Source organism: Streptomyces sp. CA-294286, assembly GCF_050947155.1.
In the GTDB taxonomy this organism is placed as follows: domain Bacteria; phylum Actinomycetota; class Actinomycetes; order Streptomycetales; family Streptomycetaceae; genus Streptomyces.
This window is the reverse complement of sequence record NZ_CP192005.1, coordinates 5,177,222-5,200,057: the sequence shown is the minus strand read 5'-3', so window position 1 is coordinate 5,200,057 and position 22,836 is coordinate 5,177,222. Positions and strand designations below refer to the sequence as shown.

The 22,836-nt window shown below is 71.8% G+C and carries 19 protein-coding genes; 10 read left to right on the top strand and 9 right to left on the bottom strand.

Annotated features, from left to right (window positions below; all coding sequences use genetic code 11):
* Nucleotides 1–63 precede the first annotated feature (63 nt).
* Nucleotides 64–3,576, bottom strand: coding sequence for a methionine synthase (metH, locus tag ACQPZG_RS27690; RefSeq protein ID WP_433548421.1), 3,513 nt, complete (start codon nt 3,574–3,576; stop codon nt 64–66).
* A gap of 302 nt (nt 3,577–3,878) precedes the next feature.
* Between metH and ACQPZG_RS27685 the strand changes: the two genes are divergently transcribed.
* The 6 genes from ACQPZG_RS27685 (at nt 3,879) to ACQPZG_RS27660 (ending at nt 10,911) form a co-directional block, all read left to right on the top strand.
* Nucleotides 3,879–4,643 carry an IclR family transcriptional regulator gene (locus ACQPZG_RS27685; protein ID WP_433548420.1) on the top strand — a complete coding sequence of 255 codons (765 nt, stop codon included), beginning with the start codon at nt 3,879–3,881 and terminating at the stop codon, nt 4,641–4,643.
* Nucleotides 4,644–4,866: 223 nt separating this feature from the next.
* Entirely contained in the window at nt 4,867–5,673 is an 807-nt protein-coding gene (locus tag ACQPZG_RS27680) for an MIP/aquaporin family protein (RefSeq protein ID WP_433548419.1), read from the top strand.
* A gap of 50 nt (nt 5,674–5,723) precedes the next feature.
* Nucleotides 5,724–7,259 carry a glycerol kinase GlpK gene (glpK, locus tag ACQPZG_RS27675; RefSeq protein WP_433548418.1) on the top strand — a complete coding sequence of 512 codons (1,536 nt, stop codon included), beginning with the start codon at nt 5,724–5,726 and terminating at the stop codon, nt 7,257–7,259.
* Nucleotides 7,260–7,264: 5 nt separating this feature from the next.
* A complete protein-coding gene (locus ACQPZG_RS27670) occupies nt 7,265–8,875 on the top strand; it encodes an FAD-dependent oxidoreductase (RefSeq protein WP_433548417.1) in 1,611 nt (536 codons plus the stop codon).
* A 138-nt stretch (nt 8,876–9,013) separates the two neighbouring features.
* Complete coding sequence (locus ACQPZG_RS27665; RefSeq protein WP_433548416.1) at nt 9,014–9,685, top strand: FadR/GntR family transcriptional regulator; 672 nt, start codon at nt 9,014–9,016, stop codon at nt 9,683–9,685.
* Between the two features lie 158 nt (nt 9,686–9,843).
* Nucleotides 9,844–10,911, top strand: a complete 1,068-nt coding sequence (locus ACQPZG_RS27660) for a PAC2 family protein (RefSeq protein WP_433548415.1) — start codon at nt 9,844–9,846, stop codon at nt 10,909–10,911.
* A 214-nt stretch (nt 10,912–11,125) separates the two neighbouring features.
* Here the strand turns inward: ACQPZG_RS27660 and mshC are convergent, their stop codons facing one another.
* From mshC to ACQPZG_RS27640, 4 genes are all read right to left on the bottom strand, one after another.
* Nucleotides 11,126–12,355, bottom strand: coding sequence for a cysteine--1-D-myo-inosityl 2-amino-2-deoxy-alpha-D-glucopyranoside ligase (mshC, locus tag ACQPZG_RS27655; protein ID WP_433548414.1), 1,230 nt, complete (start codon nt 12,353–12,355; stop codon nt 11,126–11,128).
* 191 nt (nt 12,356–12,546) lie between these two features.
* Nucleotides 12,547–13,404 (bottom strand): SCO1664 family protein, encoded by an 858-nt coding sequence (locus ACQPZG_RS27650; protein ID WP_433548413.1) that lies wholly within the window; start codon nt 13,402–13,404, stop codon nt 12,547–12,549.
* Entirely contained in the window at nt 13,368–13,958 is a 591-nt protein-coding gene (locus tag ACQPZG_RS27645) for a DUF3090 domain-containing protein (RefSeq protein ID WP_433548412.1), read from the bottom strand. Before ACQPZG_RS27645 ends, ACQPZG_RS27650 begins: the two co-directional genes overlap by 37 nt.
* Nucleotides 13,959–14,043: 85 nt before the next feature.
* Nucleotides 14,044–14,763, bottom strand: coding sequence for a histidine phosphatase family protein (locus tag ACQPZG_RS27640; protein WP_433548411.1), 720 nt, complete (start codon nt 14,761–14,763; stop codon nt 14,044–14,046).
* Nucleotides 14,764–14,822: 59 nt separating this feature from the next.
* Between ACQPZG_RS27640 and corA the strand changes: the two genes are divergently transcribed.
* A complete protein-coding gene (gene corA / locus ACQPZG_RS27635; RefSeq protein ID WP_433548410.1) occupies nt 14,823–15,815 on the top strand; it encodes a magnesium/cobalt transporter CorA in 993 nt (330 codons plus the stop codon).
* A 190-nt stretch (nt 15,816–16,005) separates the two neighbouring features.
* Here the strand turns inward: corA and ACQPZG_RS27630 are convergent, their stop codons facing one another.
* Entirely contained in the window at nt 16,006–17,055 is a 1,050-nt protein-coding gene (locus ACQPZG_RS27630; RefSeq protein ID WP_433548409.1) for an LLM class F420-dependent oxidoreductase, read from the bottom strand.
* A 163-nt stretch (nt 17,056–17,218) separates the two neighbouring features.
* Between ACQPZG_RS27630 and ACQPZG_RS27625 the strand changes: the two genes are divergently transcribed.
* Entirely contained in the window at nt 17,219–18,202 is a 984-nt protein-coding gene (locus tag ACQPZG_RS27625; RefSeq protein ID WP_433548408.1) for an aldo/keto reductase, read from the top strand.
* Entirely contained in the window at nt 18,199–20,547 is a 2,349-nt protein-coding gene (locus ACQPZG_RS27620; RefSeq protein WP_433548407.1) for a helix-hairpin-helix domain-containing protein, read from the top strand. Before ACQPZG_RS27625 ends, ACQPZG_RS27620 begins: the two co-directional genes overlap by 4 nt.
* Before the next feature lie 70 nt (nt 20,548–20,617).
* Here ACQPZG_RS27620 and ACQPZG_RS27615 read toward each other — a convergent pair whose 3' ends face one another.
* Nucleotides 20,618–21,262, bottom strand: a complete 645-nt coding sequence (locus ACQPZG_RS27615; RefSeq protein ID WP_433548406.1) for a hypothetical protein — start codon at nt 21,260–21,262, stop codon at nt 20,618–20,620.
* A 47-nt stretch (nt 21,263–21,309) separates the two neighbouring features.
* Here ACQPZG_RS27615 and ACQPZG_RS27610 point away from each other — a divergent pair, with 47 nt between their 5' ends.
* Nucleotides 21,310–21,498 carry a DUF5703 family protein gene (locus ACQPZG_RS27610; RefSeq protein WP_005319466.1) on the top strand — a complete coding sequence of 63 codons (189 nt, stop codon included), beginning with the start codon at nt 21,310–21,312 and terminating at the stop codon, nt 21,496–21,498.
* Between the two features lie 73 nt (nt 21,499–21,571).
* On the opposite strand, the gene ACQPZG_RS27605 is transcribed toward ACQPZG_RS27610, so the two are convergent.
* A complete protein-coding gene (locus ACQPZG_RS27605) occupies nt 21,572–22,354 on the bottom strand; it encodes a chaplin family protein (RefSeq protein ID WP_433548405.1) in 783 nt (260 codons plus the stop codon).
* Between the two features lie 139 nt (nt 22,355–22,493).
* Nucleotides 22,494–22,727, bottom strand: a complete 234-nt coding sequence (gene chpH, locus ACQPZG_RS27600; protein WP_433548404.1) for a chaplin ChpH — start codon at nt 22,725–22,727, stop codon at nt 22,494–22,496.
* Between the last annotated feature and the right edge of the window lie 109 nt (nt 22,728–22,836).

Below are 22,836 nucleotides of genomic sequence, written 5' to 3'. Positions count from 1 at the left end.
TGCACTGGGCCGACCAGTGTACGTCGGGCCCGGTGAACGTGCGCTGTGGATTGTTTCCGGGGGTCAGCGCGCGTTGAAGTACTTGGCCTCCGGGTGGTGGATGACGATCGCGTCGGTGGACTGCTCCGGGTGGAGCTGGAACTCCTCGGAGAGGTGGACGCCGATGCGCTCCGGCTCCAGCAGTTCGGCGATCTTGGCGCGGTCCTCCAGGTTGGGGCAGGCGCCGTAGCCGAGCGAGAAGCGTGCGCCCCGGTACTTCAGGTCGAACATGTCCTGGACGTCGGACGGGTCCTCGCCGGCGAAGCCGAGCTCGGAGCGGACCCGGGCGTGCCAGTACTCGGCCATGGCCTCGGCGAGCTGGACGGACAGGCCGTGCAGTTCGAGGTAGTCGCGGTAGGCGTTGGCCTCGAAGAGCTTGGCGGTCTCCTCGCCGATCCTGGAGCCGACGGTGACGACCTGGAGGCCGACCACGTCCTGCTCGCCGGACTCCTCGGGACGGAAGAAGTCCGCGAGGCACAGGCGGCGGCCGCGGCGCTGGCGCGGGAAGGTGAAGCGGGTCCGCTCGGAGCCGTCCTCGTGCAGGAGGATCAGGTCGTCGCCCTTGGAGACGCAGGGGAAGTAGCCGTAGACGACGGCCGCTTCGAGGAGGTTGTCGGTGTGCAGCTTGTCGAGCCAGCCGCGCAGGTGCGGGCGGCCCTCGGTCTCCACCAGTTCCTCGTAGCTCGGTCCGCCCTTGCGGGCTTCCTTCAGGCCCCACTGGCCCTTGAAGAGGGCGCCCTCGTCGAGCCAGGAGGCGTAGTCCTTGAGCGGGATGCCCTTGACGACGCGGGTGCCCCAGAACGGCGGGGTGGGCACCGGGTTGTCGGTGGCGGTCTCGGAGCGCACGGAACCCTCGGGCTCGTCGACTTCCGGTACGGCGGCGTTCTCGCGCCGGGGCACGCGGCGCTGCTTGAGCTCGGGGAGCTTGGCGCCGGGGACGCCGCGCTTGACGCCGATGAGGGCGTCCATGAGGCGCAGGCCCTCGAACGCGTCGCGGGCGTAACGTACTTCGCCCTCGTAGATCTCGTGGAGGTCCTGTTCCACGTATGCCCGGGTGAGGGCGGCGCCGCCGAGGATGACGGGGAAGTCGGCGGCCATCTTGCGCTGGTTGAGCTCCTGGAGGTTCTCCTTCATGATCACGGTGGATTTGACGAGCAGGCCGGACATGCCGATGACGTCGGCCCGGTGTTCCTCGGCGGCTTCGAGGATCGCGGAGACGGGCTGCTTGATGCCGAGGTTGACGACGTTGTAGCCGTTGTTGGAGAGGATGATGTCGACGAGGTTCTTGCCGATGTCGTGGACGTCGCCGCGGACGGTGGCCAGCACGATGGTGCCCTTGCCGTCGTCGTCCGTCTTCTCCATGTGCGGCTCCAGGTAGGCGACCGCGGTCTTCATGACCTCGGCGGACTGGAGGACGAACGGCAGCTGCATCTGGCCGGAGCCGAACAGCTCGCCGACCACCTTCATGCCTTCGAGCAGCGTGTTGTTGACGATGTCGAGGGCGGGGGCGCCGGTGAGGGCCTCGTCGAGGTCGGCTTCCAGGCCGTTCTTCTCGCCGTCGATGATGCGGCGCTGGAGCCGCTCGTCGAGGGGCAGGGCCATGAGTTCCTCGGCGCGCCCGGCCTTCATCGACTTGGTGCTGACGCCCTCGAAGAGCTCCATGAGCTTCTGCAGCGGGTCGTAGCCCTCGGCGCGGCGGTCGTGGATGAGGTCGAGGGCGACCTCGACCTGTTCCTCCTCCAGCCGGGCGATCGGCAGGATCTTGGAGGCGTGCACGATGGCGGAGTCGAGTCCGGCCTTGACGCACTCGTCGAGGAAGACGGAGTTGAGGATGACGCGGGCGGCCGGGTTGAGGCCGAAGGAGATGTTGGACAGGCCCAGGGTGGTCTGGACGTCGGGGTGGCGCTTCTTGAGTTCGCGGATCGCCCCGATGGTGGCGATGCCGTCCTTGCGGGACTCCTCCTGGCCGGTGCAGATGGTGAAGGTGAGGACGTCGATGAGGATGTCGGACTCGTTCACCCCCCAGTTGCCGGTCAGGTCGGCGATGAGGCGCTCGGCGATGGCGACCTTGTGCTCGACGGTGCGGGCCTGGCCCTCCTCGTCGATGGTCAGCGCGATGAGGGCGGCGCCGTGCTCGACCGCGAGGGCGGTGACCTGCTGGAAGCGGGACTCGGGGCCGTCGCCGTCCTCGTAGTTGACCGAGTTGATGACGGCGCGCCCGCCGAGCTTCTCCAACCCCGCCTTCAGGACGGGGAGTTCGGTCGAGTCCAGGACGACGGGGAGGGTGGAGGCGGTCGCGAAGCGGCCGGCGAGTTCCTTCATGTCGGCGACGCCGTCGCGGCCCACGTAGTCGACGCACAGGTCGAGCATGTGGGCGCCCTCGCGGATCTGGTCGCGGGCCATCTCCACGCAGTCGTCCCAGCGGCCGTCCAGCATGGCCTCGCGGAACTTCTTCGAGCCGTTGGCGTTGGTCCGCTCGCCGATGGCCAGGTAGGCGGTGTCCTGGCGGAACGGGATGGTCTGGTAGAGGGACGCGGCGCCCGGCTCGGGGCGCGGCTCGCGGGCCGTGGGCGTCAGACCGCGGGCGCGGTCGACGACCTGGCGCAGGTGCTCGGGGGTGGTGCCGCAGCAGCCGCCGATCAGGGAGAGGCCGTAGTCCTGCACGAACGCCTGCTGGGCGTCGGCGAGGCCCTCGGGGCCGAGCGGGAAGTGCGCACCGTCCTTGGTCAGGACGGGCAGGCCGGCGTTGGGCATGCACATCAGCGGGGTCCGCGAGTGGCGGGCCAGGTAGCGCAGGTGCTCGCTCATCTCGGCGGGGCCGGTGGAGCAGTTCAGACCGATCAGGTCGATGCCCAGGGGCTCCAGGGCGGTGAGGGCCGCGCCGATCTCCGAGCCGAGCAGCATCACTCCGGTGGTCTCGAAGGCGAGGGAGCAGATCAGCGGGACGCTGACGCCGAGGGCGTCCATCGCGCGGCGCGCGCCGATCAGGCTCGACTTGGTCTGCAGGAGGTCCTGGGTGGTCTCCACGATGAGGGCGTCCGAGCCGCCCGCCAGGAGGCCCTCGGCGTTCTGCTGGTAGCCGTCGCGCAGGACCTCGTACTCGATGTGCCCGAGGGAGGGCAGCTTGGTGCCGGGGCCGATCGAGCCGAGCACCCAGCGCGGGCGGCCGTCGGCGGCGGTGAACTCGTCGGCGACCTCACGGGCGATACGGGCGCCGGACTCGGAGAGCTCCACGATGCGGTCGGCGATGTCGTACTCGTTGGCCGCGGAGTGGTTCGCGCCGAACGTGTTGGTCTCCACGCAGTCGACACCGACCGCGAAGTACTCCTTGTGCACGTTGCGGACGATGTCCGGGCGGGTGACGTTCAGGACCTCGTTGCAGCCTTCGAGGTTCTGGAAGTCCTCCAGGGTGGGGTCCTGCGCCTGCAGCATCGTGCCCATCGCGCCGTCGGCGACCACTACGCGGGTGGCGAGCGCCTCGCGGAGGGCTTCGACTCGTGTCCGGGCGTCGGGCGTGGAGTTCGGCAACGAGGCCATGGATGTGCTCCCAGGGTTGCGACGGCTGTCGGCTTTGCGCCCGCCCGGTGGCGGGCGCACGCGGTCAGGGTAACGGGGAGGACCCTCCAGGCGCGCAAGTGTCCCGGTCGATGGACGGGCCGAAAGGTGCCGGTGGGCCAGTGGCCGTCATGACAGGGGTCGGCCAGGGCCGATAGTGTTCAGCATTGCCGAACGTCGGGTGCTGCTTCGGCCTGGAGGGGCTGCCCCGAGGCGGCCGGCCACCGGCCGACGGCGCCGACCAGAAGAAACGAACCGAACTGCCCCGTGGAGGCGATCGAGCGATGGCTCGCAACATCCAGTCGCTGGAGCGGGCGGCCGCCATGCTGCGGCTGCTCGCGGGTGGTGAGCGGCGGCTCGGCCTCTCCGACGTGGCGACCGCCCTCGGGCTGGCCAAGGGCACCGCACACGGCATCCTGCGCACCCTCCAGCACGAGGGCTTCGTGGAGCAGGACCCGGCCTCGGGCCGCTACCAGCTGGGCGCCGAGCTGCTGCGCCTGGGCAACAGCTTCCTGGACGTGCACGAGCTGCGGGCCCGCGCACTGGTGTGGACGGACGACCTGGCCCGCTCCAGCGGCGAGAGCGTCTACCTGGGCGTGCTGCACCAGCAGGGCGTCCTGATCGTCCACCACGTCTTCCGCCCGGACGACAGCCGCCAGGTCCTGGAGGTGGGGGCGATGCAGCCGCTGCACAGCACGGCCCTGGGCAAGGTGCTCTCCGCGTACGACCCGGTGGCGCACACGGAGGCGGTGGAGGGCGAGCGGGAGGCGTTCACCGCGCGCACGCTGACCTCGGAGGCGGACTTCGAGGGGGTGCTCGACCTCACCCGGGCGCGCGGCTGGGCGGCGGACGTGGAGGAGACCTGGGAGGGGCTGGCCTCGATCGCCGCACCCGTTCACGACCGGCGGCGGATGCCGGTGGGCGCGGTGGGCGTCGCCGGTGCGGTCGAACGGATCTGCCCCGACGGGGAGTTGAAGCCGGAGCTGGTCGCGGCGGTACGGGACTGCGCGCGCGCCGTGTCGCGGGATCTGGGCGCCGGGCGCTTCTGAGCTGCGCCGTGCGGGCGCGGGGATGACCATGGAAGACCGCACGGCGCTGTGAAACGCAGCTCACAGAACCCTTGACGTGCCGGTAACCGGGAGGAAAACTGCCGTTCATCGGTCGGCATTGTCGAACACCTGACGGCAATAGGAGTTAGGATGTGACAGGCCAGGAACCGACTGGGCCCTCATCGAGGGTTCTGAACCTGGACGAAGGACAAAGGAGTCGCGGGTGTCCAGCCTCGACATCTTCACCGGCGAGACCATAGGTACCGCCGTACTCATCCTGCTCGGCGGCGGCGTGTGCGCCGCCGTGACGCTCAAGCGCTCGAAGGCGCTCAACGCCGGCTGGCTCGCCATCACCTTCGGGTGGGGTTTCGCCGTGCTGACCGCCGCCTACATCTCCGGCGGGCTCTCCGGCGCCCACCTGAACCCGGCCGTCACCGTCGGTCTCGCCGTCAAGGGCGGTACCGACTGGGGCGACGTCCCGGTGTACTTCGCGGGCCAGCTCCTCGGCGCGATGATCGGTGCGCTGCTGGTCTGGGCCTCGTACGCCGGTCAGTTCCGCGCACACCTGACGGACCCGGAGATCCTCGCGGCCCAGCCCGCCGAGGAGGGCATGGTCGACCAGAAGACCGCACCGCAGGCCGGTCCGGTGCTGGGCGTCTTCTCCACCGGCCCCGAGATCCGCAACGTCGCGCAGAACCTGGTCACCGAGATCATCGCGACCGCCGTCCTGGTTCTGGCCATCCTGACGCAGTCGACCATCGGCGGCGTCCTGCCCACCGACCCCAAGGGCCCCGGTGTCATGGGCGCGCTGATCACCGCCCTGGTCGTGGTCGGCATCGGCCTGTCCCTCGGCGGACCGACCGGCTACGCCATCAACCCGGTCCGTGACCTCGGTCCGCGCATCGTGCACGCTCTGCTCCCGCTGCCCAACAAGGGCGGTTCCGACTGGGGCTACGCCTGGATTCCCGTCGTCGGGCCGCTGATCGGCGGCGCGCTGGCGGGCGGCATATACCAGCTCGCCTTCGCCTGAGAGCCCGCACGCGCCAGAGCCGTACGACACAAGACTTCGAGGAGCACACCGTGACCGACGCACACACCACCGGCCCGTTCATCGCGGCCATCGACCAGGGCACCACCTCCAGCCGCTGCATCGTCTTCGACAAGGACGGCCGGATCGTCTCCGTCGACCAGAAGGAGCACGAGCAGATCTTCCCGAAGCCGGGCTGGGTGGAGCACGACGCGACCGAGATCTGGGAGAACGTCCAGGAGGTCGTGGCCGGGGCGGTCGTCAAGGCGGGCATCTCCGCCGCCGACGTCAAGGCGATCGGCATCACCAATCAGCGCGAGACCACGATGATGTGGGACCGGACCACCGGTGAGCCGGTCCACCACGCCATCGTGTGGCAGGACACCCGTACCGACGCGCTGTGCAGGGAGCTCGGCCGCAACGTCGGCCAGGACCGTTTCCGCCGCGAGACCGGTCTGCCGCTCGCCTCCTACTTCGCCGGCCCGAAGATCCGCTGGCTGCTCGACAACGTCGAGGGCCTGCGCGAGCGCGCCGAGAGCGGCGACATCCTCTTCGGCACCATGGACTCCTGGGTCATCTGGAACCTCACGGGCGGCGTGAACGGCGGCGTGCACGTCACCGACGTCACCAACGCCTCGCGCACCCTGCTGATGAACCTGCACACGATGGCCTGGGACGAGAAGATCCTCTCCTCCATGGGCATCCCCGCCGCCGTCCTCCCGGAGATCAAGTCCTCCGCCGAGGTGTACGGGAAGGCCGCCTCCGGCGTCCTGAAGGGCGTGCCGGTGGCGTCCGCGCTGGGCGACCAGCAGGCGGCCCTGTTCGGCCAGACCTGCTTCTCCGAGGGTGAGGCGAAGTCGACGTACGGCACGGGCACCTTCATGCTGATGAACACCGGCGAGGAGCCCGTCAACTCGTACAACGGCCTGCTGACGACCGTCGGGTACCAGATCGGCGACCAGAAGCCGGTGTACGCGCTGGAGGGGTCGATCGCGGTCACCGGTTCGCTGGTGCAGTGGATGCGCGACCAGATGGGCATGATCAAGACCGCTGCCGAGATCGAGACCCTGGCCTCCAGCGTCGACGACAACGGCGGCGCGTACTTCGTGCCCGCCTTCTCCGGTCTGTTCGCCCCGTACTGGCGTTCCGACGCGCGCGGGGTGATCGCCGGCCTCACCCGGTACGTCACCCGGGCGCACATCGCCCGCGCCGTGCTGGAGGCGACGGCCTGGCAGACCCGTGAGATCACCGACGCCATGACCAAGGACTCCGGGGTCGAGCTGACCGCGCTGAAGGTCGACGGCGGCATGACCTCCAACAACTTGCTGATGCAGACCCTGTCGGACTTCCTGGACGCCCCCGTCGTCCGTCCGATGGTCGCCGAGACGACCTGTCTCGGCGCTGCCTACGCAGCCGGCCTCGCGGTCGGCTTCTGGTCCAGCACCGACGAGCTGCGCGCCAACTGGCGCAGGGCCGCCGAGTGGACCCCCCGCATGGACGCGGACATGCGGGACCGCGAGTACAAGAACTGGCTCAAGGCCGTTGAACGCTCCATGGGCTGGCTCGACGAAAACACAGGCGAGGAGTAACCGACATGACCACCCTGCAGAGCGTCCCGGCCCCCGGGACGCGCCCGGCCGACGGTTCGACCGCGAGCCGCGCCGAGACCCGGGAGCGGCTTTCCAAGGCGACGTACGACCTCCTGGTGATCGGTGGCGGCATTCTGGGCATCTCCACCGCCTGGCACGCCGCGCAGTCCGGACTGCGGGTGGCCCTGGTGGACGCCGGCGACTTCGCCGGCGCCACCTCCTCCGCCTCCTCGAAGCTGCTCCACGGCGGGCTCCGCTACCTCCAGACGGGTGCGGTCAAGCTCGTCGCGGAGAACCACTTCGAGCGGCGGGCGGTCTCGCGGGACGTCGCCCCGCACCTGTCCAACCCGCTGACCTTCTACCTGCCCGTCTACAAGGGCGGCCCGCACGGCGCGGCCAAGCTCGGCGCGGGCGTCTTCGCCTACTCCGCGCTGTCCGCGTTCGGCGACGGCGTCGGCCACGTCATCTCGCCGTCGCGGGCGGCGCGTGACGTGCCGGAGCTGCGCACGGACAACCTGAAGGCCGTCGCGGTCTACGGCGACGACCAGATGAACGACTCGCGCATGGCGCTGATGACGGTCCGCGCGGCGGCCGAGGCCGGCGCCACGGTCCTCAACCACGCCGAGGTCACCGGGCTGCGCTTCACGCACGGCCGGGTGACGGGCGCGGAGCTCAAGGACCGCATGGACGGCGCCGAGTTCGGCGTCGACGCCCGGCTGGTGCTGAACGCGACCGGCCCGTGGGTGGACCACCTGCGCAAGCTGGAGGACCCCAACGCGGCGCCCTCCATACGCCTGTCCAAGGGCGCGCACCTGGTCCTCAAGCGGACGTCGCCGTGGAACGCCGCGCTGGCCACCCCGATCGACAAGTACCGGATCACCTTCGCCCTGCCGTGGGAGGACCAGCTCCTGCTGGGCACCACCGACGAGGAGTACGAGGGCGACCCGGCCGACGTCTCGGTCAACGAGAAGGACGTCACGCAGATTCTCGACGAGGCCGCGTTCTCGATCCGCGACCAGCAGCTGTCGCGGGACCTGATCACGTACTCCTTCGCGGGCCTGCGGGTGCTGCCCGGTGGCCCCGGCGACACCTCGAAGGCCAAGCGGGAGACGGTCGTCACCGAGGGCCGCGGCGGCATGCTGTCGGTGGCCGGCGGCAAGTGGACGACGTTCCGCCACATCGGCCGCACGGTGATGAACAAGCTCGCCGCCCTGCCCGGCCACCCGCTGGGCGAGGACATGGAGCCCATCTCCCACCTGCCGAAGAAGCTGCCGCTGCCGGGCATCTCCAACCCGAACGCGGTCGCCCACCGGCTGCTGGTCGACGGCGGTACGCCCGGCCCCCGGATGTCCCCGGAGACCGCCCGCCACCTGGCCACGCACTACGGGTCGCTGTCCTTCGAGATCGCCCGCCTGGCGAACGAGGACCCGGCCCTGGCCGAGCGCATCCACCCCGACGCCCCGGAGATCTGGGCGCAGGTCGTCTACGCACGCGACCACGAGTGGGCGGAGACCGCGGACGACGTGCTGCGCCGCCGCACCACGCTGACGATCCGGGGCCTTGCCACGGACGACGTGCGGGCGCAGGTCGAGCGGGTACTGAGCCGCGAGGTCTGAGCAGGCATCACCGCTTCACGGCGGCGGGCGGGCCCCTCGGGGTCCGCCCGCCGCCGTGTGCGGTGCCCCTGCTGAGCACCGTGCGACCATAGGTCGGATGTCTGGCGGCGGCGCCGGGCGGGAGCAGGAGGGCAGCCCATGGCCGTCACCGACGAGGCCATCGCACGCATCAAGGCCATGATCGTCTCGGGTGCGCTGCGGCCGGGCGACCGGCTGCCCAAGGAGAGCGAGCTGGCCGCCGAGCTGGGCCTGTCCCGCAACTCCCTGCGCGAGGCGGTACGGGCGCTGTCGCTGATCCGGATCCTGGACGTGCGCCAGGGCGACGGCACCTACGTCACCAGCCTCGATCCCCAGCTGCTGCTGGAGGCGATGAGCTTCGTGGTGGACTTCCACCGCGACGACACGGTCCTGGAGTTCCTGGCGGTACGCAGGATTCTGGAGCCGGCGGCCACGGCGATGGCGTGCGGACGGATCGGCGAGGACGAACTGGACGCCCTGGAGGCACAGCTGGCGGCGCTGGTCCCCGAGCCGTCGGTGGAGGAGCTGGTCGCGGCCGACCTGGAGTTCCACCGGCGCATCGTGCGGGCCTCGGGGAATTCCGTGTTGTGCTCGCTGCTCGACGGTCTCTCCGGGCCGACCACCCGGGCACGGATCTGGCGGGGCCTGGCGCAGGACGACGCGCTCGGCCGCACCCTGCACGAGCACCGGGCGATCCTCGGCGCGCTGCGCGACCGGGACGCGGAGGCCGCCCGGTCCTGGGCGACGGTGCACATCGCGAGCGTGGAGCGGTGGCTTCGGTCCATGCCGTAGGCGGGGCACGGCCCAGGTCGCGGGGCGGAAGATCGGGTCTCTCCGCCGTGGTCGATGTCGATTGATTCAGCGCCCGGAGGGCACGCTTTCGGCATGCGTAAGGTGGGGGTTCTGCTGTATCGCCCGCACAGGGATGTTCCGGATGAAGGAGGCGCTGGGTGATCGAGCTCGACGGGGTTCCCGAGCTGGTCGACCCGGTCATGGTGGCCGCGTTCGAGGGCTGGAACGACGCAGGTGACGCCGCTTCGGCCGCAGTCGCGCATCTGGACCGGGAGTGGAAGGGCGAGGTGTTCGCGGCGCTCGACGCCGAGGACTACTACGACTTCCAGGTGAACCGGCCCACGGTCTTCCTGGAGAACGGGGTACGGAAGGTCACCTGGCCGACGACGCGGCTCTCGGTGATCCGCACCGGCGGCGAGAAGCCGCGCGACCTCGTGCTGGTGCGCGGAATCGAGCCCTCCATGCGGTGGCGCTCGTTCTGCAACGAGATCCTGGGTTTCGCGCACGAACTGGGCGTGGAGATGGTGGTGGTGCTGGGCGCCCTGCTCGGCGACACCCCGCACACCCGTCCCGTACCGGTCAGCGGGGTCACCTCGGACCCGGACCTGGCGCGCACGATGGACCTGGAGGAGACGCGCTACGAGGGGCCCACGGGAATCGTCGGCATTCTCCAGGAGGCGTGCACCCACGCGGGCGTGCCCGCGGTGAGCCTGTGGGCGGCGGTGCCGCACTACGTGTCGCAGCCGCCGAACCCGAAGGCGACGCTGGCCCTGCTGAACCGGCTGGAGGACCTGCTGGGACTGCGCATTCCGCTGGGCGAGCTGGCCGAGGACGCCCGGGCCTGGCAGGTGGGCGTCGACCAGCTGGCCGCCGAGGACAGCGAGGTGGCGGAGTACGTGCAGTCGCTGGAGGAGGCGCGGGACACCGCGGACCTCCCGGAGGCGTCGGGCGAGGCCATCGCGCGCGAGTTCGAGCGGTATCTGCGACGGCGTGACCCGGGCGCGGGTCCGGGCGGCAACGTGCCGGGCGGCGGCACCGGTCACGCGACGGACGGCGGGGAGGGCGGTTCGTACCTCCGGGACGCGGCGAGCGGAAGGACCCGGCCGCCGAAGAAGCCCCGCACGGGCACGGACGAGGGCCCCGAGGGCGGCGACGATCCGGGCGGCGACGGTTCGTCCTCCGGGTCGGGTGCGGGCTCCGGGGATTCCGGGGGCGGCGGGGAGTAGGCCGACTGCGCGCGGTACGGAACGTGCGGGCAGCGAGGGGCGGTGCCGGTCGGCGCCGCCCCTCTCCCGTGTGCGGCCGGGGAACGGTGGCCTGCCGGCCGGGACGGCGCGGGGGCCGCGTCCCGGGCCCGGTTCCGCACGGGCCGGCGGCGCCGGGCGGTGGTCGATCCCCCGCCCGGCGCCGCCGGTCGTGCGCCGCGACTGTCGCCCGCGGCTAGAGCGCGACTCCGAGGAGCGCGTCCACGGCCCGCGAGATCACGCCCGGTGCGCCCTCCTCGGTACCGCCCTCGGCGGCCTGCAGCTGCGCCCAGCGGTCGACGGCGGCCAGTGCCGCGGGGGCGTCGAGGTCGTGGGCGAGGGCCTCGCGGACCTCGTCGACCACGGCGTCCGCCGACGGTCCGTCCGGGCGGGAGACGGCCGCGCGCCACCGGCCCAGCCGGGCCACCGCGTCGGCCAGCACCTGGTCGGTCCACTCCCAGTCGGCGCGGTAGTGGTGCGAGAGCAGGGCGAGGCGGATCGCCGCCGGGTCGACGCCGTCGCGGCGCAGCGCGGAGACGAAGACCAGGTTGCCCTTGGACTTGGACATCTTCTCGCCGTCCAGGCCGACCATGCCGGCGTGCACGTACGCCTTGGCGAAAGGGTGTTCGCCGGTCAGCGCCTGGGCGTGCGAGGCGCCCATCTCGTGGTGCGGGAAGGCGAGGTCGGAGCCGCCGCCCTGCACGTCGAAGCCCATCCCGAGGTGTTCCAGGGCGATGGCCACGCACTCGATGTGCCAGCCGGGGCGGCCTGCGCCGAGCGAGGCGCCGTCCCAGCTGGGTTCGCCGTCGCGGGCCGCCATCCACAGCATCGGGTCGAGCGGGTTCTTCTTGCCGGGGCGCTCGGGGTCGCCGCCGCGCTCGGCGGAGAGGATCCGCATCGCCTCGGCGTCGAGGCGGGAGACCTCGCCGAAGTGCGGGTCGGCCTCGACGGAGAAGTAGACGTCGCCTTCGAGTTCGTAGGCGGCGCCCGCGTCCCGCAGTCGCTCGACGAGCGGCACGATGCCGGGTATCGCCTCGACCGCGCCGACGTACTGCTGCGGAGGCAGCATGCGCAGGGCGGTCATGTCCTCGCGGAAGAGGGCGGTCTCGCGTTCGGCGAGGCCGGTCCAGTCGACGCCGTCGCGGATCGCCCGCTCCAGCAGGGGGTCGTCGACGTCCGTGACGTTCTGGACGTAGTGGACCTGCCGCTTGGTGTCGAGCCACACGCGCTGTACGAGGTCGAACGCGTTGTAGGTCGCCGCGTGCCCCATATGGGTCGCGTCGTACGGCGTGATGCCGCACACGTAGATGCGGGCGACGGGACCGGGGGCGAGGGTGATCAACCCGTCGGTCGCGGTGTCGTGGATCTGGAGGTCGCGGCCCTTGCCGGGCAGAGCGGGGACCTCGGAAGCGGGCCAGGCATGCATACGTCGAGCCTAACCGGACGCATGTTCCGGTTACGACCCGGATCGGGATCTTGGCCGATTACGCCGTCTTGCGCGCCGCGCGTGTGCAGACACCGTGTCGGGGCTGCATGTCCGGACAAGGACCCGGACCATGTGTCAGGACAACCGGACAGGGTGCGCGGTTCACAGGACAACAGGACAGGGTGCGCAGTTCAGACGGGCGGCCAGGGAATGGCGGGCCACTGTCCGCTCGGGCGCGGGTGCGCTCCCGTGGTCCGCAGCGCCGTCACCCGCTCCCGCAGTGCCTCCAGCTCCGCCGTCGTGACGAGTTCGGCCAGTCGGGTGGCGAGCGACGCCCCCGGGGCGAGCGCGGCGGCGAGCTTCTCCAGTACGGACAGGGCCTCGTCCGGCAGTGGCTCGCCGGCCCAGCCCCACAGCAGCGTGCGCAGCTTGTCGTCGACGTGGAAGGTGACGCCGTGGTCGATGCCGTAGAGGCGGCCGTCCCCGGCGGGCAGCAGGTGGCCTCCCTTGCGGTCACCGTTGTTGATCACCGCGTCGAGCACGGCGAGGCGTCGCAGGCGTATGTCGTCGGCGTGCACGAGAAGTGCGGTGCGGCCCTCGGCGACCTCCGCCAGCACCACTGGTTTCCATCCGTCGCCCGGTCCTTCGCCCTCCGCCGGCTCCTCCACGAGGGCCAGGAGGGCCCCGTCCTCGCCCGTGTCCTGCGCGCCCTCGATCCACAGCTGGCACATGCCCTCGCCGTACGGTCCCTCACGCAGCACCGTCGGCGGGATCAGGCCCCACCCCGTCGCCTCGGAGACCTCGTACGCGGCGACCTCGCGCCGGGCAAGGTTGCCGTCGGGGAAGTCCCACAGCGGCTGCTCCCCCGCGACGGGCTTGTAGACGCAGGTCGCGCTGTCGCCCTCGTAGGAGATCTCGCAGTGGAGCACCGCGTTGGATGCCTCGCGGATCTGCCCGAGCACCGTGAGCTCGCCCTTGGTGAGGAGGGTCAGGGCATCGGGGGCCGCCGGGGTCACAGGCCCCGCCGGTATCCGTTCTGGCGCGGGCATACGTGTCCCTCCGGGTCGAGCGGCAGGCTGCACAGCGGGCACGGCGGGCGGCCGGCGTTGACGACGTCCAGGGCGCGCTTGGCGAAGGCCCTGGCCTGGGCGCCGCTGAGCCGTACGCGCAGCATGGGCGGGCCGTTCTCGTCGTCCTGGAGCATCCGCTCCTCGGCCTCGGCGAGGTCCTCGTCGGTGTCGACGTCGAGTTCCACCAGCGCCTGCGCCTCGACGACCATGCGCTGGTCCTCGCCGTCCCAGGCGAGCGCCATGGTGCCGACCCGGAACTCCTCCTCGACGGGGGCGTCCAGCGGGGCGGTGTCGTGCACGTCGGCGGGGGCGACCGCGGGTACGGGGGCGTTGCCCCCGGTGCGGCGCACGACCTCGTCGAGGAGTTCGTCGATGCGTTCGGCGAGCGCCTCGACCTGGGCCTTCTCCAGGGAAACGCTGGTCACCCGGCCGGCCGCCGACGCCTGGAGGAAGAAGGTACGGCGGCCAGGCAGCCCGACCGTACCGGCCACGAAACGCTCCGGCGGGTCGTAGAGGAACACCTGACGGGACACGTCCTGATCTCCATCGATTCGGGGGCAGAAAAGGGGCGGGGACAACAAATGGTTTACGGCGCGACCACCCTACTGTGCACGGCGATCACGGCGCCCCCGCGCCGCCCCCGACCGCCGCGTCGCCGTCGCTGCCCGTGCTGCCGCTCGCGTCGGCCGCGCCGTCGTCGACCGGCCGGGGGGCGAGGCCGGACAGGTCGCCGGTGTCGCCGAGACGCACGAGAAAGGGCCGGAGCCTGGTGTAGCGGATCACGGTCAGGGAACACGGGTCGACGTGAATGCGCTGGAAGAGGTCGAGATGCATGCCGAGGGCGTCGGCGACGAGGGACTTGATGATGTCGCCGTGGGAACACATGACGTAGAGCGCGTCGGCACCGTGTCCGGCGTCGATCGTCGCGTTCCAGTCGTGCACGGCGTCCACCGCGCGGGCCTGCATGGCGCGCATGGATTCGCCGCCGGGGAAGGCCGCGGCGGACGCGTGCCGTTGCACGACGTCCATGAGGGGATGGTCGGTGAGTTCGCCGAGCTTGCGCCCCGACCACTCGCCGTAGTCGCACTCGTTGATCCGCTCCTCGGTGTGCAGCGGCAGGTCCGGGCGGGCGTCCAGGAGCGGTCGTACGGTCTCGCGGCAGCGCTGGAGGGGGCTGCTCACCACCGCTGCCAGGGGCAGTCCCGCGAGCCGTCCGGGAAGCGCGGCGGCCTGTTCGGCGCCGCGTTCGTCCAGAGCGACACCGGGGGTACGGCCCGCGAGCAGACCTGCGGTGTTGGCGGTGGAGCGTCCGTGCCGTACGAGGATCAGCGTGGCCATGTGCCTCAGCGTAGGCGGCCGGGCGCACCGGCGTGCGCAGGGGCCCTCGCCCGGGGAGAATGCACGCCGTGATCGTCGACTGCGCCATTTACCGAGAGGGCTGCCGCACCGAGGGCCCGTCCGACTTCTCCGAGGCGCTGGGGCAGGCGCGGTCCGCGCAGGACCGGTTCCTCTGGATCGGCCTGCACGAGCCGACGGAGGAGGAGTTCGCACTCGTCACGAGCGAGTTCGGGCTGCATCCGCTGGCGGTGGAGGACTCCCTGTCCGCGCACCAGCGGCCCAAGCTGGAGGTGTACGACAACTCGCTGTTCGCCGTCCTCAAGCCGGTCGTGTACGAGCCGCGGAGCGACACCGTGTCGACGGACGAACTGATGGTCTTCGTCGGGGATTCCTTCGTGGTGACCGTGCGGCACGGCGAGGGCGCGCCGCTGGCCGCCGTGCGCAAGCGGCTGGAGTCCGATCCGCAACTGCTCTCGCACGGGCCGACCTCGGTCCTCTACGCGGTGAGCGACGCGGTGGTCGACCACTACATGGAGGTCGCGGCGGAACTGCAGACCGACCTGGAGGAGCTGGAGGCGGAGGTGTTCGCCCCGCAGGGCGGTGACGCGAAGGGCACCGCGGCACGGATCTACACCTTCAAGCGGCAGGTGCTGGAGTTCCGCCGGGCGACCGGCCCGCTGGCGCAGCCGATGCAGCGGTTGTCCAGCCCCGGCCTGCCGTTCGTGCACGACCACGCGCAGCCGTTCTTCCGGGACGTCAGCGACCACCTGACCCGCGCCAACGAGCACGTGGACGGCCTGGACCGGCTGCTCTCCGACATCCTGTCCGCCCACCTGGCGCAGATGGGCGTACGGCAGAACGACGACATGCGGAAGATCTCCGCGTGGGCGGCGATGGCCGCCGTGCCGACGATGGTCGCGGGCATCTACGGCATGAACTTCGCGCACATGCCGGAGCTGGAGTGGTCGTGGGCGTACTACGCGGTGCTGGTGTTCATGGCGGTGTGCGAGGTGGGCCTGTACCGCCTCTTCAAACGGCGCGGCTGGCTCTGAACGGCCCGCCCCGGGGCGCCGTGTCGCCCTCCGGAGAGGCGTGCCGTCCGCTCGGAGGGACGGAGGCGTAACCCGGGGCCGTCTCGCGCGTTGTTCTGCGTGACGGCCGTGGCGGGGAAGACCCCCGAGCCCCCACCACGGCCGCGGACTTCAACTCCCTTTCTCCCTCCGCGTCTTGTCGCGTCGGGCTTCAGGCGAGTCCGGCGCGCTCCAACGCCTCGGTGCCGGCCCGCAGGGCGGCGATCCGCTCGTCGAGCGTGAACCCGGCGGGAGCCAGCGTCAGCGTGGTGACCCCGACGGCGGCGTACGCCTGCATCCGCTCGGCGATCCGCTCGACGGGGCCGAGCAGGGTCGTCCGGTCGATCAGCTCGTGGGGTACGGCCGCGGCGGCGCCCTCCTTGTCGCCGGACAGGTACTTGTCCTGGATCTCGGCGGCGGCCTTCTCGTAGCCCATGCGCTGGGCGAGGCTGTTGTAGAAGTTCTGCTTGCGGCTGCCCATGCCGCCGACGTACAGCGCGGTGTACGGGCGGAACATGTCTGCCAGCGCCGTCACGTCGTCACCGACGGCGAGCGGCAGCGTCGGGCAGACGTCGAAGCCCTCCATGGTCTTGCCGGCCTTCGCGCGACCCGCGCGCAGCGGGGCGAGGGCGGTCTCCTCCAGGTGCTCGGCGGAGGGGAAGATCAGCAGCGCGCCGTCGGCGATCTCGCCGGTCTGCTCCAGGTTCTTGGGGCCGATCGCGGCGATGTAGAGGGGGATGGTCTCGCGCTCGGGGTGCACGGTCAGCTTGATGGGCTTGCCCGGACCGTCCGGCAGCGGCAGCGTCCAGTGCTGCCCCTCGTACGTCAGCCGTTCCCGCGACATGGCCTTGCGGACGATCTCGACGTACTCGCGGGTCCTGGCGAGCGGCTTGTCGAACTTGACTCCGTACCAGCCCTCGGAGACCTGCGGCCCCGAGACGCCCAGGCCGAGCCGGAAGCGGCCGCCGGACAGCGAGTCGAGGGTGGCGGCCGTCATCGCCGTCATCGCTGGCTGGCGGGCCGGGATCTGCATGATCGCGGACCCGACGTCGATGCGCTCGGTCTGGGCGGCGACCCAGGAGAGCACGGTGGGGGCGTCCGAGCCGTACGCCTCGGCGGCCCAGCAGACCGCGTAGCCGAGCCGGTCCGCTTCCTTGGCGACGGCGAGATTGTCGCCGTCCATGCCCGCTCCCCAGTAGCCGAGGTTGATCCCGAGCTGCATACGTCGCTCCCTCTTGCCGTCGCTTCTGCCGTGCGCTCTCACTGTCGTACCAACCAGTAACGTCCTGGTCCGGCGGACTCTAGCGCGGGTACGGCGATCCGTCAGCCACGGGTTGTCCACAGGCCCCCTTCGGACATGCGGGTGGCCCAGTAACCTCGCCGCCATGGAGCAGAGGCATCTCGGCCGCACGGGCCTGCGCGTTTCGAGAATCGGGCTGGGCACCCTGACCTGGGGCCGGGACACCCGTGAGCACGACGCCGCCGACCTGTTGAAGGTCTTCTGGGAGGCCGGGGGCACACTCGTCGACACGGCCGACGTGTACGGGGACGGCGACGCGGAGTACGTGCTCGGGCAGCTCGTCGAACGGCTCGTCCCGCGCCGGGATTTGATCATCGCCACCAAGGCGGGCAGCGTGCCCGATCCGGACCGCCGCTTCGACGGCTCGCGCGGACACCTCCTCTCCGCGCTGGACGCCTCACTGGAACGCCTGGGCACGGACTACGTCGACGTGTGGCAGGTGCACGCCTTCGACCCCGGCACCCCGCTGGAGGAGACCCTCCAGGCCCTCGACATCGCCGTGGCCAGCGGCCGGGTCCGCTATGCCGGAGTCTCCAACTTCTGCGGCTGGCAGCTCGCGAAGGCCGCGACCTGGCAGCTGGCGGCACCGGGCGTACGGACCCGGCTGGCCAGTACGCAGATGGAGTACTCCCTTCTCCAGCGCGGCGTGGAGCGCGAAGTCCTGCCCGCCGCGCTCGACCTGGGCGTCGGCCTCCTCCCCTCCTCGCCGCTCGGCCGGGGCGTGCTGACCGGCAAGTACCGGCACGGCACCCCGTCCGACTCGCGGGGCGCCTCCGACCACCTCTCCCCCTTCGTCGCCCCCTACCTGGACGACGCGGCGGGCCGCATCGTGGACGCGGTGGCGACGGCCGCCGACGGTCTGGCGGCGACGGCGCTCCAGGTGGCGCTGGCGTGGGTACGGGACCGGCCCGGGGTGGTCGCCCCGATCGTGGGCGCGCGCCACGCGCAGCAACTGGCGGCGGCATTGTCAGTGGAGGCGCTTAGTCTTCCCTACGAGATCCGCCGAGCGCTGGACGACGTGTCCGCGCCCGTGCACCGCTATCCCGATCAGGACTGGAGCACGCTGTGACCGCGCACCCCCGGGGGGAGACCCCCGTCCCGGAGGCCGACCCCGAGACCGCCCCCGCGGCCGGGACACCGGACGACGACACAGCCGCCCCGGTTCCGCCGACCGGCGCGAAGGCGTCCGAGGCGAAGGCCGAGGCCGATCCCGCGGAACCGCCCGGACCGGAAGCGCCACCGGCGGACGCGCCCGCGGACGCGCCCGATGCGGAAGCGCCTGACTCCGGGCCGGCCACCGCGGACGCCGCCGGGCCGGCCACCGCGGACGGCGACGCCTCCGCCACCGCGGCCGACGCCCCCGCCGTCCCCGCACTCTCCGAGGCGGAGGCCGAGCTGGCCGCACAGCGCGAGTTCCGGGCGAAGATCGAGAAGCGGAAGGCCGAGAAGGCCGCCATCACCGCCGGCACCAAGCTGAGCGGACGGGCCGCCGACCTCCTGGCCGCCGTGAAGGCGGTGGAGAGCGGAGCCAAGCCTGCCGCGACGTTCGTCACGGCCTCCACCCCCGCTGTCACCGCGCCGACGGCCGCACCCGCTCCCGTACCGGCCCAGGGGACGAACGCACCGCCCACGGCCCCGCCGGCAGCGCCCGTGGCGGCGGAGACCGTGGAGGACGCACGGGGCGTGCTGATCGCCGGAGGGGCGCCCGAGACGCTCGCCGCCAACGTCGCGAAGGCGCTCGGCGAGCAGGCGGGACGACTGCTGCGCGCGGATCCCTGGCAGTTGCTGGCCGTACCGGGTGTACGCCCCGAGCAGGCCGACGGGTTCGCCCGTGCGCTGCTGGGCGCCGAGTGCGGTCCGGGCGACGGGCGAAGGACCGCCGCGCTCGTCGGCTGGCTGCTGGAGCGGGCCGCCCTTCAGGGGCACACGGCCGTCGCGACGGAGCAGGTGTGCGCGGCGCTCGCCGGACTCGCGGTGCCGGACCCGGCCGGGGCCGTGGACCACGCCGTGGCGGAAGGCGTGGCCCTGTCCCTGCAGGACGGCGCCGGGTCCAAGGAGGCGTACCCGGACGAGGGCGAGGACGAGGAGGCCGTGCACGGCGGCGCTCCCGACGCCGACCAGCCGGAGGCCGCGCCCGCCCTCCTCGGGCTGGACCGGTACGCGATGGCCGAGGAGAGCCTGGCCGAGGGCCTCGCCCGGCTGGTCGGCTCGCCGGTGCCGGACGCCGACGAGTGGCCGGCGCCGGCGGGCTCCGCAGGTGAACTGGTGCGTGCGGTGGCGGGCCACGGGCTGGTCGCCCACACCGGCGGCGAGGCCGCCCGCGCCGAACCCGTCGCCCTGCTGGCCACGGCGCACCGCCTGGGCCTGCGCGCGTACGCGGCCACTCACAGCGCCGACGGCCGCGCCCGTGTCGCCGAGGCGCTCGGTGCCGTCGGCGACCCCGACGCGTCCGGTGGTGCCGTCGTCACCCTCGCCGGTCTCCTGTCGGGGGCCGAGGGGCCGGGCCGGGACGCGGACGGCGCTCTCGCCCTCGACCTGCTGGTCGTGCTCGACGCGCCGCAGCTCGACGTGGAAACCGGCGCGGTGCTCGTCGAGGCGCTGCCGGACGGTGCCCGGCTGGTACTGAGCGGCGACCCGGGCGTGCTGGCCTCGGCGGGCGCGGGGCAGGTCTTCGTGGACGTCCTGAGTGCCCGCGCCTGCCCTCAGGTCGCCTCGCGCACGCCGGACCCCGGGCCGATCGGCGAGCTGGTCTCGGGAATCGGCATCGGCGAACTGAACCAGGTCGATGCTCCCGGCAGAGAAGTGGTGATCGTGCCGGTGCGCGACGCGGGCGAGGCCGTGCACCGCACGGTGCAGCTCGTCGCGGACTCGGTGCCGCGTGCCGTCGGTGTGCCGTCCGAGGACACCCAGGTGATCACCCCGGGCCACGGCGGCTCGGCCGGCACCCGGGCGCTGAACGCGGCGCTCAAGCAGCGTCTCAACCCCGGCCCCGGCCGCTTCGGCGGGTTCGACGCGGGGGACCGGATCGCGTACGTACCCCTCCCGGGCCGGACGGTGACGGGCACGGTGCTGGGCGCCGACGCCCAGGGGCTGCGGCTGGACTGTGCGGGCACGCCCGTCCTCGTACCGAAGGAGCAGGTCGAGACGGCTGTGCGGCACGCGTGGGCGCTGACCGCGCACCAGGCGGCCGGGATGCGTTGGCCCGCGGTGGTCGTGGTGCTGCCGGGCGACGCCGCGGCGGCTCTGGACCGCCCCTGGGTGTACACGGCGTTCGGCCGGGCCCAGCGGCACCTGTCGGTGGTGCACGGTGTGGACCAGGCACTGCCCAAGGCGGTGGCCGAGATTCCGGCCAAGCGGCGCACGACCCGGCTGGCGGAGCTGCTGCGCCCGGTGCCGGTCGAGGCACCCGCGTAACGAAGGCGAAGGAACGGGGGCGGGGGTGCGGGGCCGTCGAGCCCCGCACCCCCGCCCCCTTCGTGGCTGCTCAGACCTCTTCGAGGTCGTCCATCTCGTCGTCGTCGAAGACCGAACTCACGTCGAAGCGGCAGACGACGGCCTGCGGGTCCGCGCCCTCGAACGGGGAGCTGAGCCACTCCCCCGGTTCCGGCAGTTCCTCCACGGCCGCGACCCACAGCGTGGAGTCACCCTCCTCCAGGCCGAACTCCTTGTGCCGGGAAGCGATCTCGTCGGGTTCGTACTCGCCGAAGAGGACACCCAGCGCCGCCTGCACGCTGCCGCCGACGACACCCGCGGCGGCGGGCAGTCCGTTCGGGGCGACGTCCGGGTCGAGGTCGGCGATGCGCTGCGCCTGGGCGAGCAGGCGCTGCGGCTGGGCCACGGCGTAGTCGCGACGGATCAGCACGCTGAGGGCGTCGACGGGCCCCTCGTGGGCGGGCAGCGCGTCCTCGGGGCTGGGAATCTCGAACGGGGTGACTTCGTCGTAGCGCTCGTAGAGCAGCTCGTCGTATTCTTCCGCGGCCGAGGCGAGTTCGTTGAATGCGTCGTAGACGGCGGGGTCGTCGTCTCCGGATCGGCGCTCGACCGCCTCAAGGTGGCGGTCCAGCGCGGCTTTTACCGCCTCGGCGGCGGCGCGTACCTCGGCAGCGGTGGGCTGAGCGGCATCAGACATGGGACAGACGCTATCCGTAGACGACCTCTGCCCGCACAATAGATGCGATGCCGGAATACGAATTTGTCGACGTGTACGTCCCGCGCGGGGTTTCCCGCAAGGAAGCGACGCGTCTGCTGACCGACCATGCCGAGTACGGGCACTGGGAGCTGGACCGACTGAGTCTGCACCGCGACGGGAGCCGCCGGGTGCGGTTGCGCAGGCGGATCATCCGCCAGGTGCGCGCCACCTGGTGAGCGGCTTCCGCAACGGAGCGGGTCCCGCAACCCGGGGGCCCGCTCCGTAACGCCGATCGGTGTTCCTGCCGCGTCACGCCGCCGAGCGTGCCCGGCGGTAGAGGATCGCGCCCGCGAGAAGCAGGCCCGCTCCTGCGGGAACCGCGATGCCCAGGGAGTCCGAGGCGCCGGTCTGTGCCAGCGCCTCGGTGCTCTCGGCCTGGGCGACGGTCTGCGCCTCCGGGGCGTTCGGCGTGTGGGGGGCGCTCGGGTCGCTCGGGATCGCCCGGTCGCGCGGCTGTCCCGGGGAGACCGGGTCACCCGGGGTGTGCGGGATGTCGGGGTTGCCCGGGTTCTTCGGCTCGTCCGGGGTCTGCGGCTCGTCCGGGGTGGCGGGGCCGGACTGGTTGGTGCAGTCGTTGCCGAACGTCGGGTTGAGCAGCCCGATGACGTCGACGCTGTTGCCGCACGCGTTCACCGGTACGTGGACCGGCACCTTGATGTTGTTGCCGGAGCCGACGCCGGGCGAGTCGGTGGTGTTGCCGTGCGCGGACGAGCCCTGCTCGCTGTGTGTGCCGGGCTCCGCCGGTCCGGGCCTGTGGGGCTGTCCGGGATGCCCGTGCTTGGCCGGCTCCGACTTGTTGGCGCACGCGTTGCCCATTGCCGGGTTGAGGACCCCGACGACGCTGGCGGTGTTTCCGCACGCGTTGACCGGGACGTGTACCGGGACCTGGAGCGAGTTGCCGGACAGCACGCCCGGCGAGTTCGAGGCGGTCCCGTCGGCACCTGAGTCGGCGTGAGCGTGACCGCCGCCCAGAGCGAGCACGCCACCGGCGGCCGCGAAGCTGATGAGCCCTTTTTTGGTGACCTGACGCATTCGTTCCCCTGTCTCTGCCTTCCGAGTGCCCGCGTACGTGCGTGTCCGCGGGCGAGAAACCCGGAACGGCCCCGGAGTGCATGGCGCGCACTCCGGGGCCGCCCGGGTAGTTCAGCCCCTCACGGGGTCATGCACGACGTCAGCTGTTGACGCAGGTGTTGCCGAAGGCCGGGTTCAGCAGACCGATCACGGAGACCGTGTTGCCGCACAGGTTCACCGGAATGTGAACCGGAACCTGAACGACGTTGCCCGAGAGGACACCGGGGGAGTTCAGCGCGGCACCCTGGGCGCCGGAGTCGGCGACGGCCATGCCCGCACCCGCGAGAACGAGGCCACCCGTGGCAGCCGCAGCAGCGACGATCTTCTTGATCATTGTTGTTCCTCCTAGTTGAAAGGTGCGATCCCAGCCGCGGACCGCATCACCTGTAACGAAGGGAGGCGCGCGGGGCTACGACCCGACAGCCTCATTCACTCGTTTCACT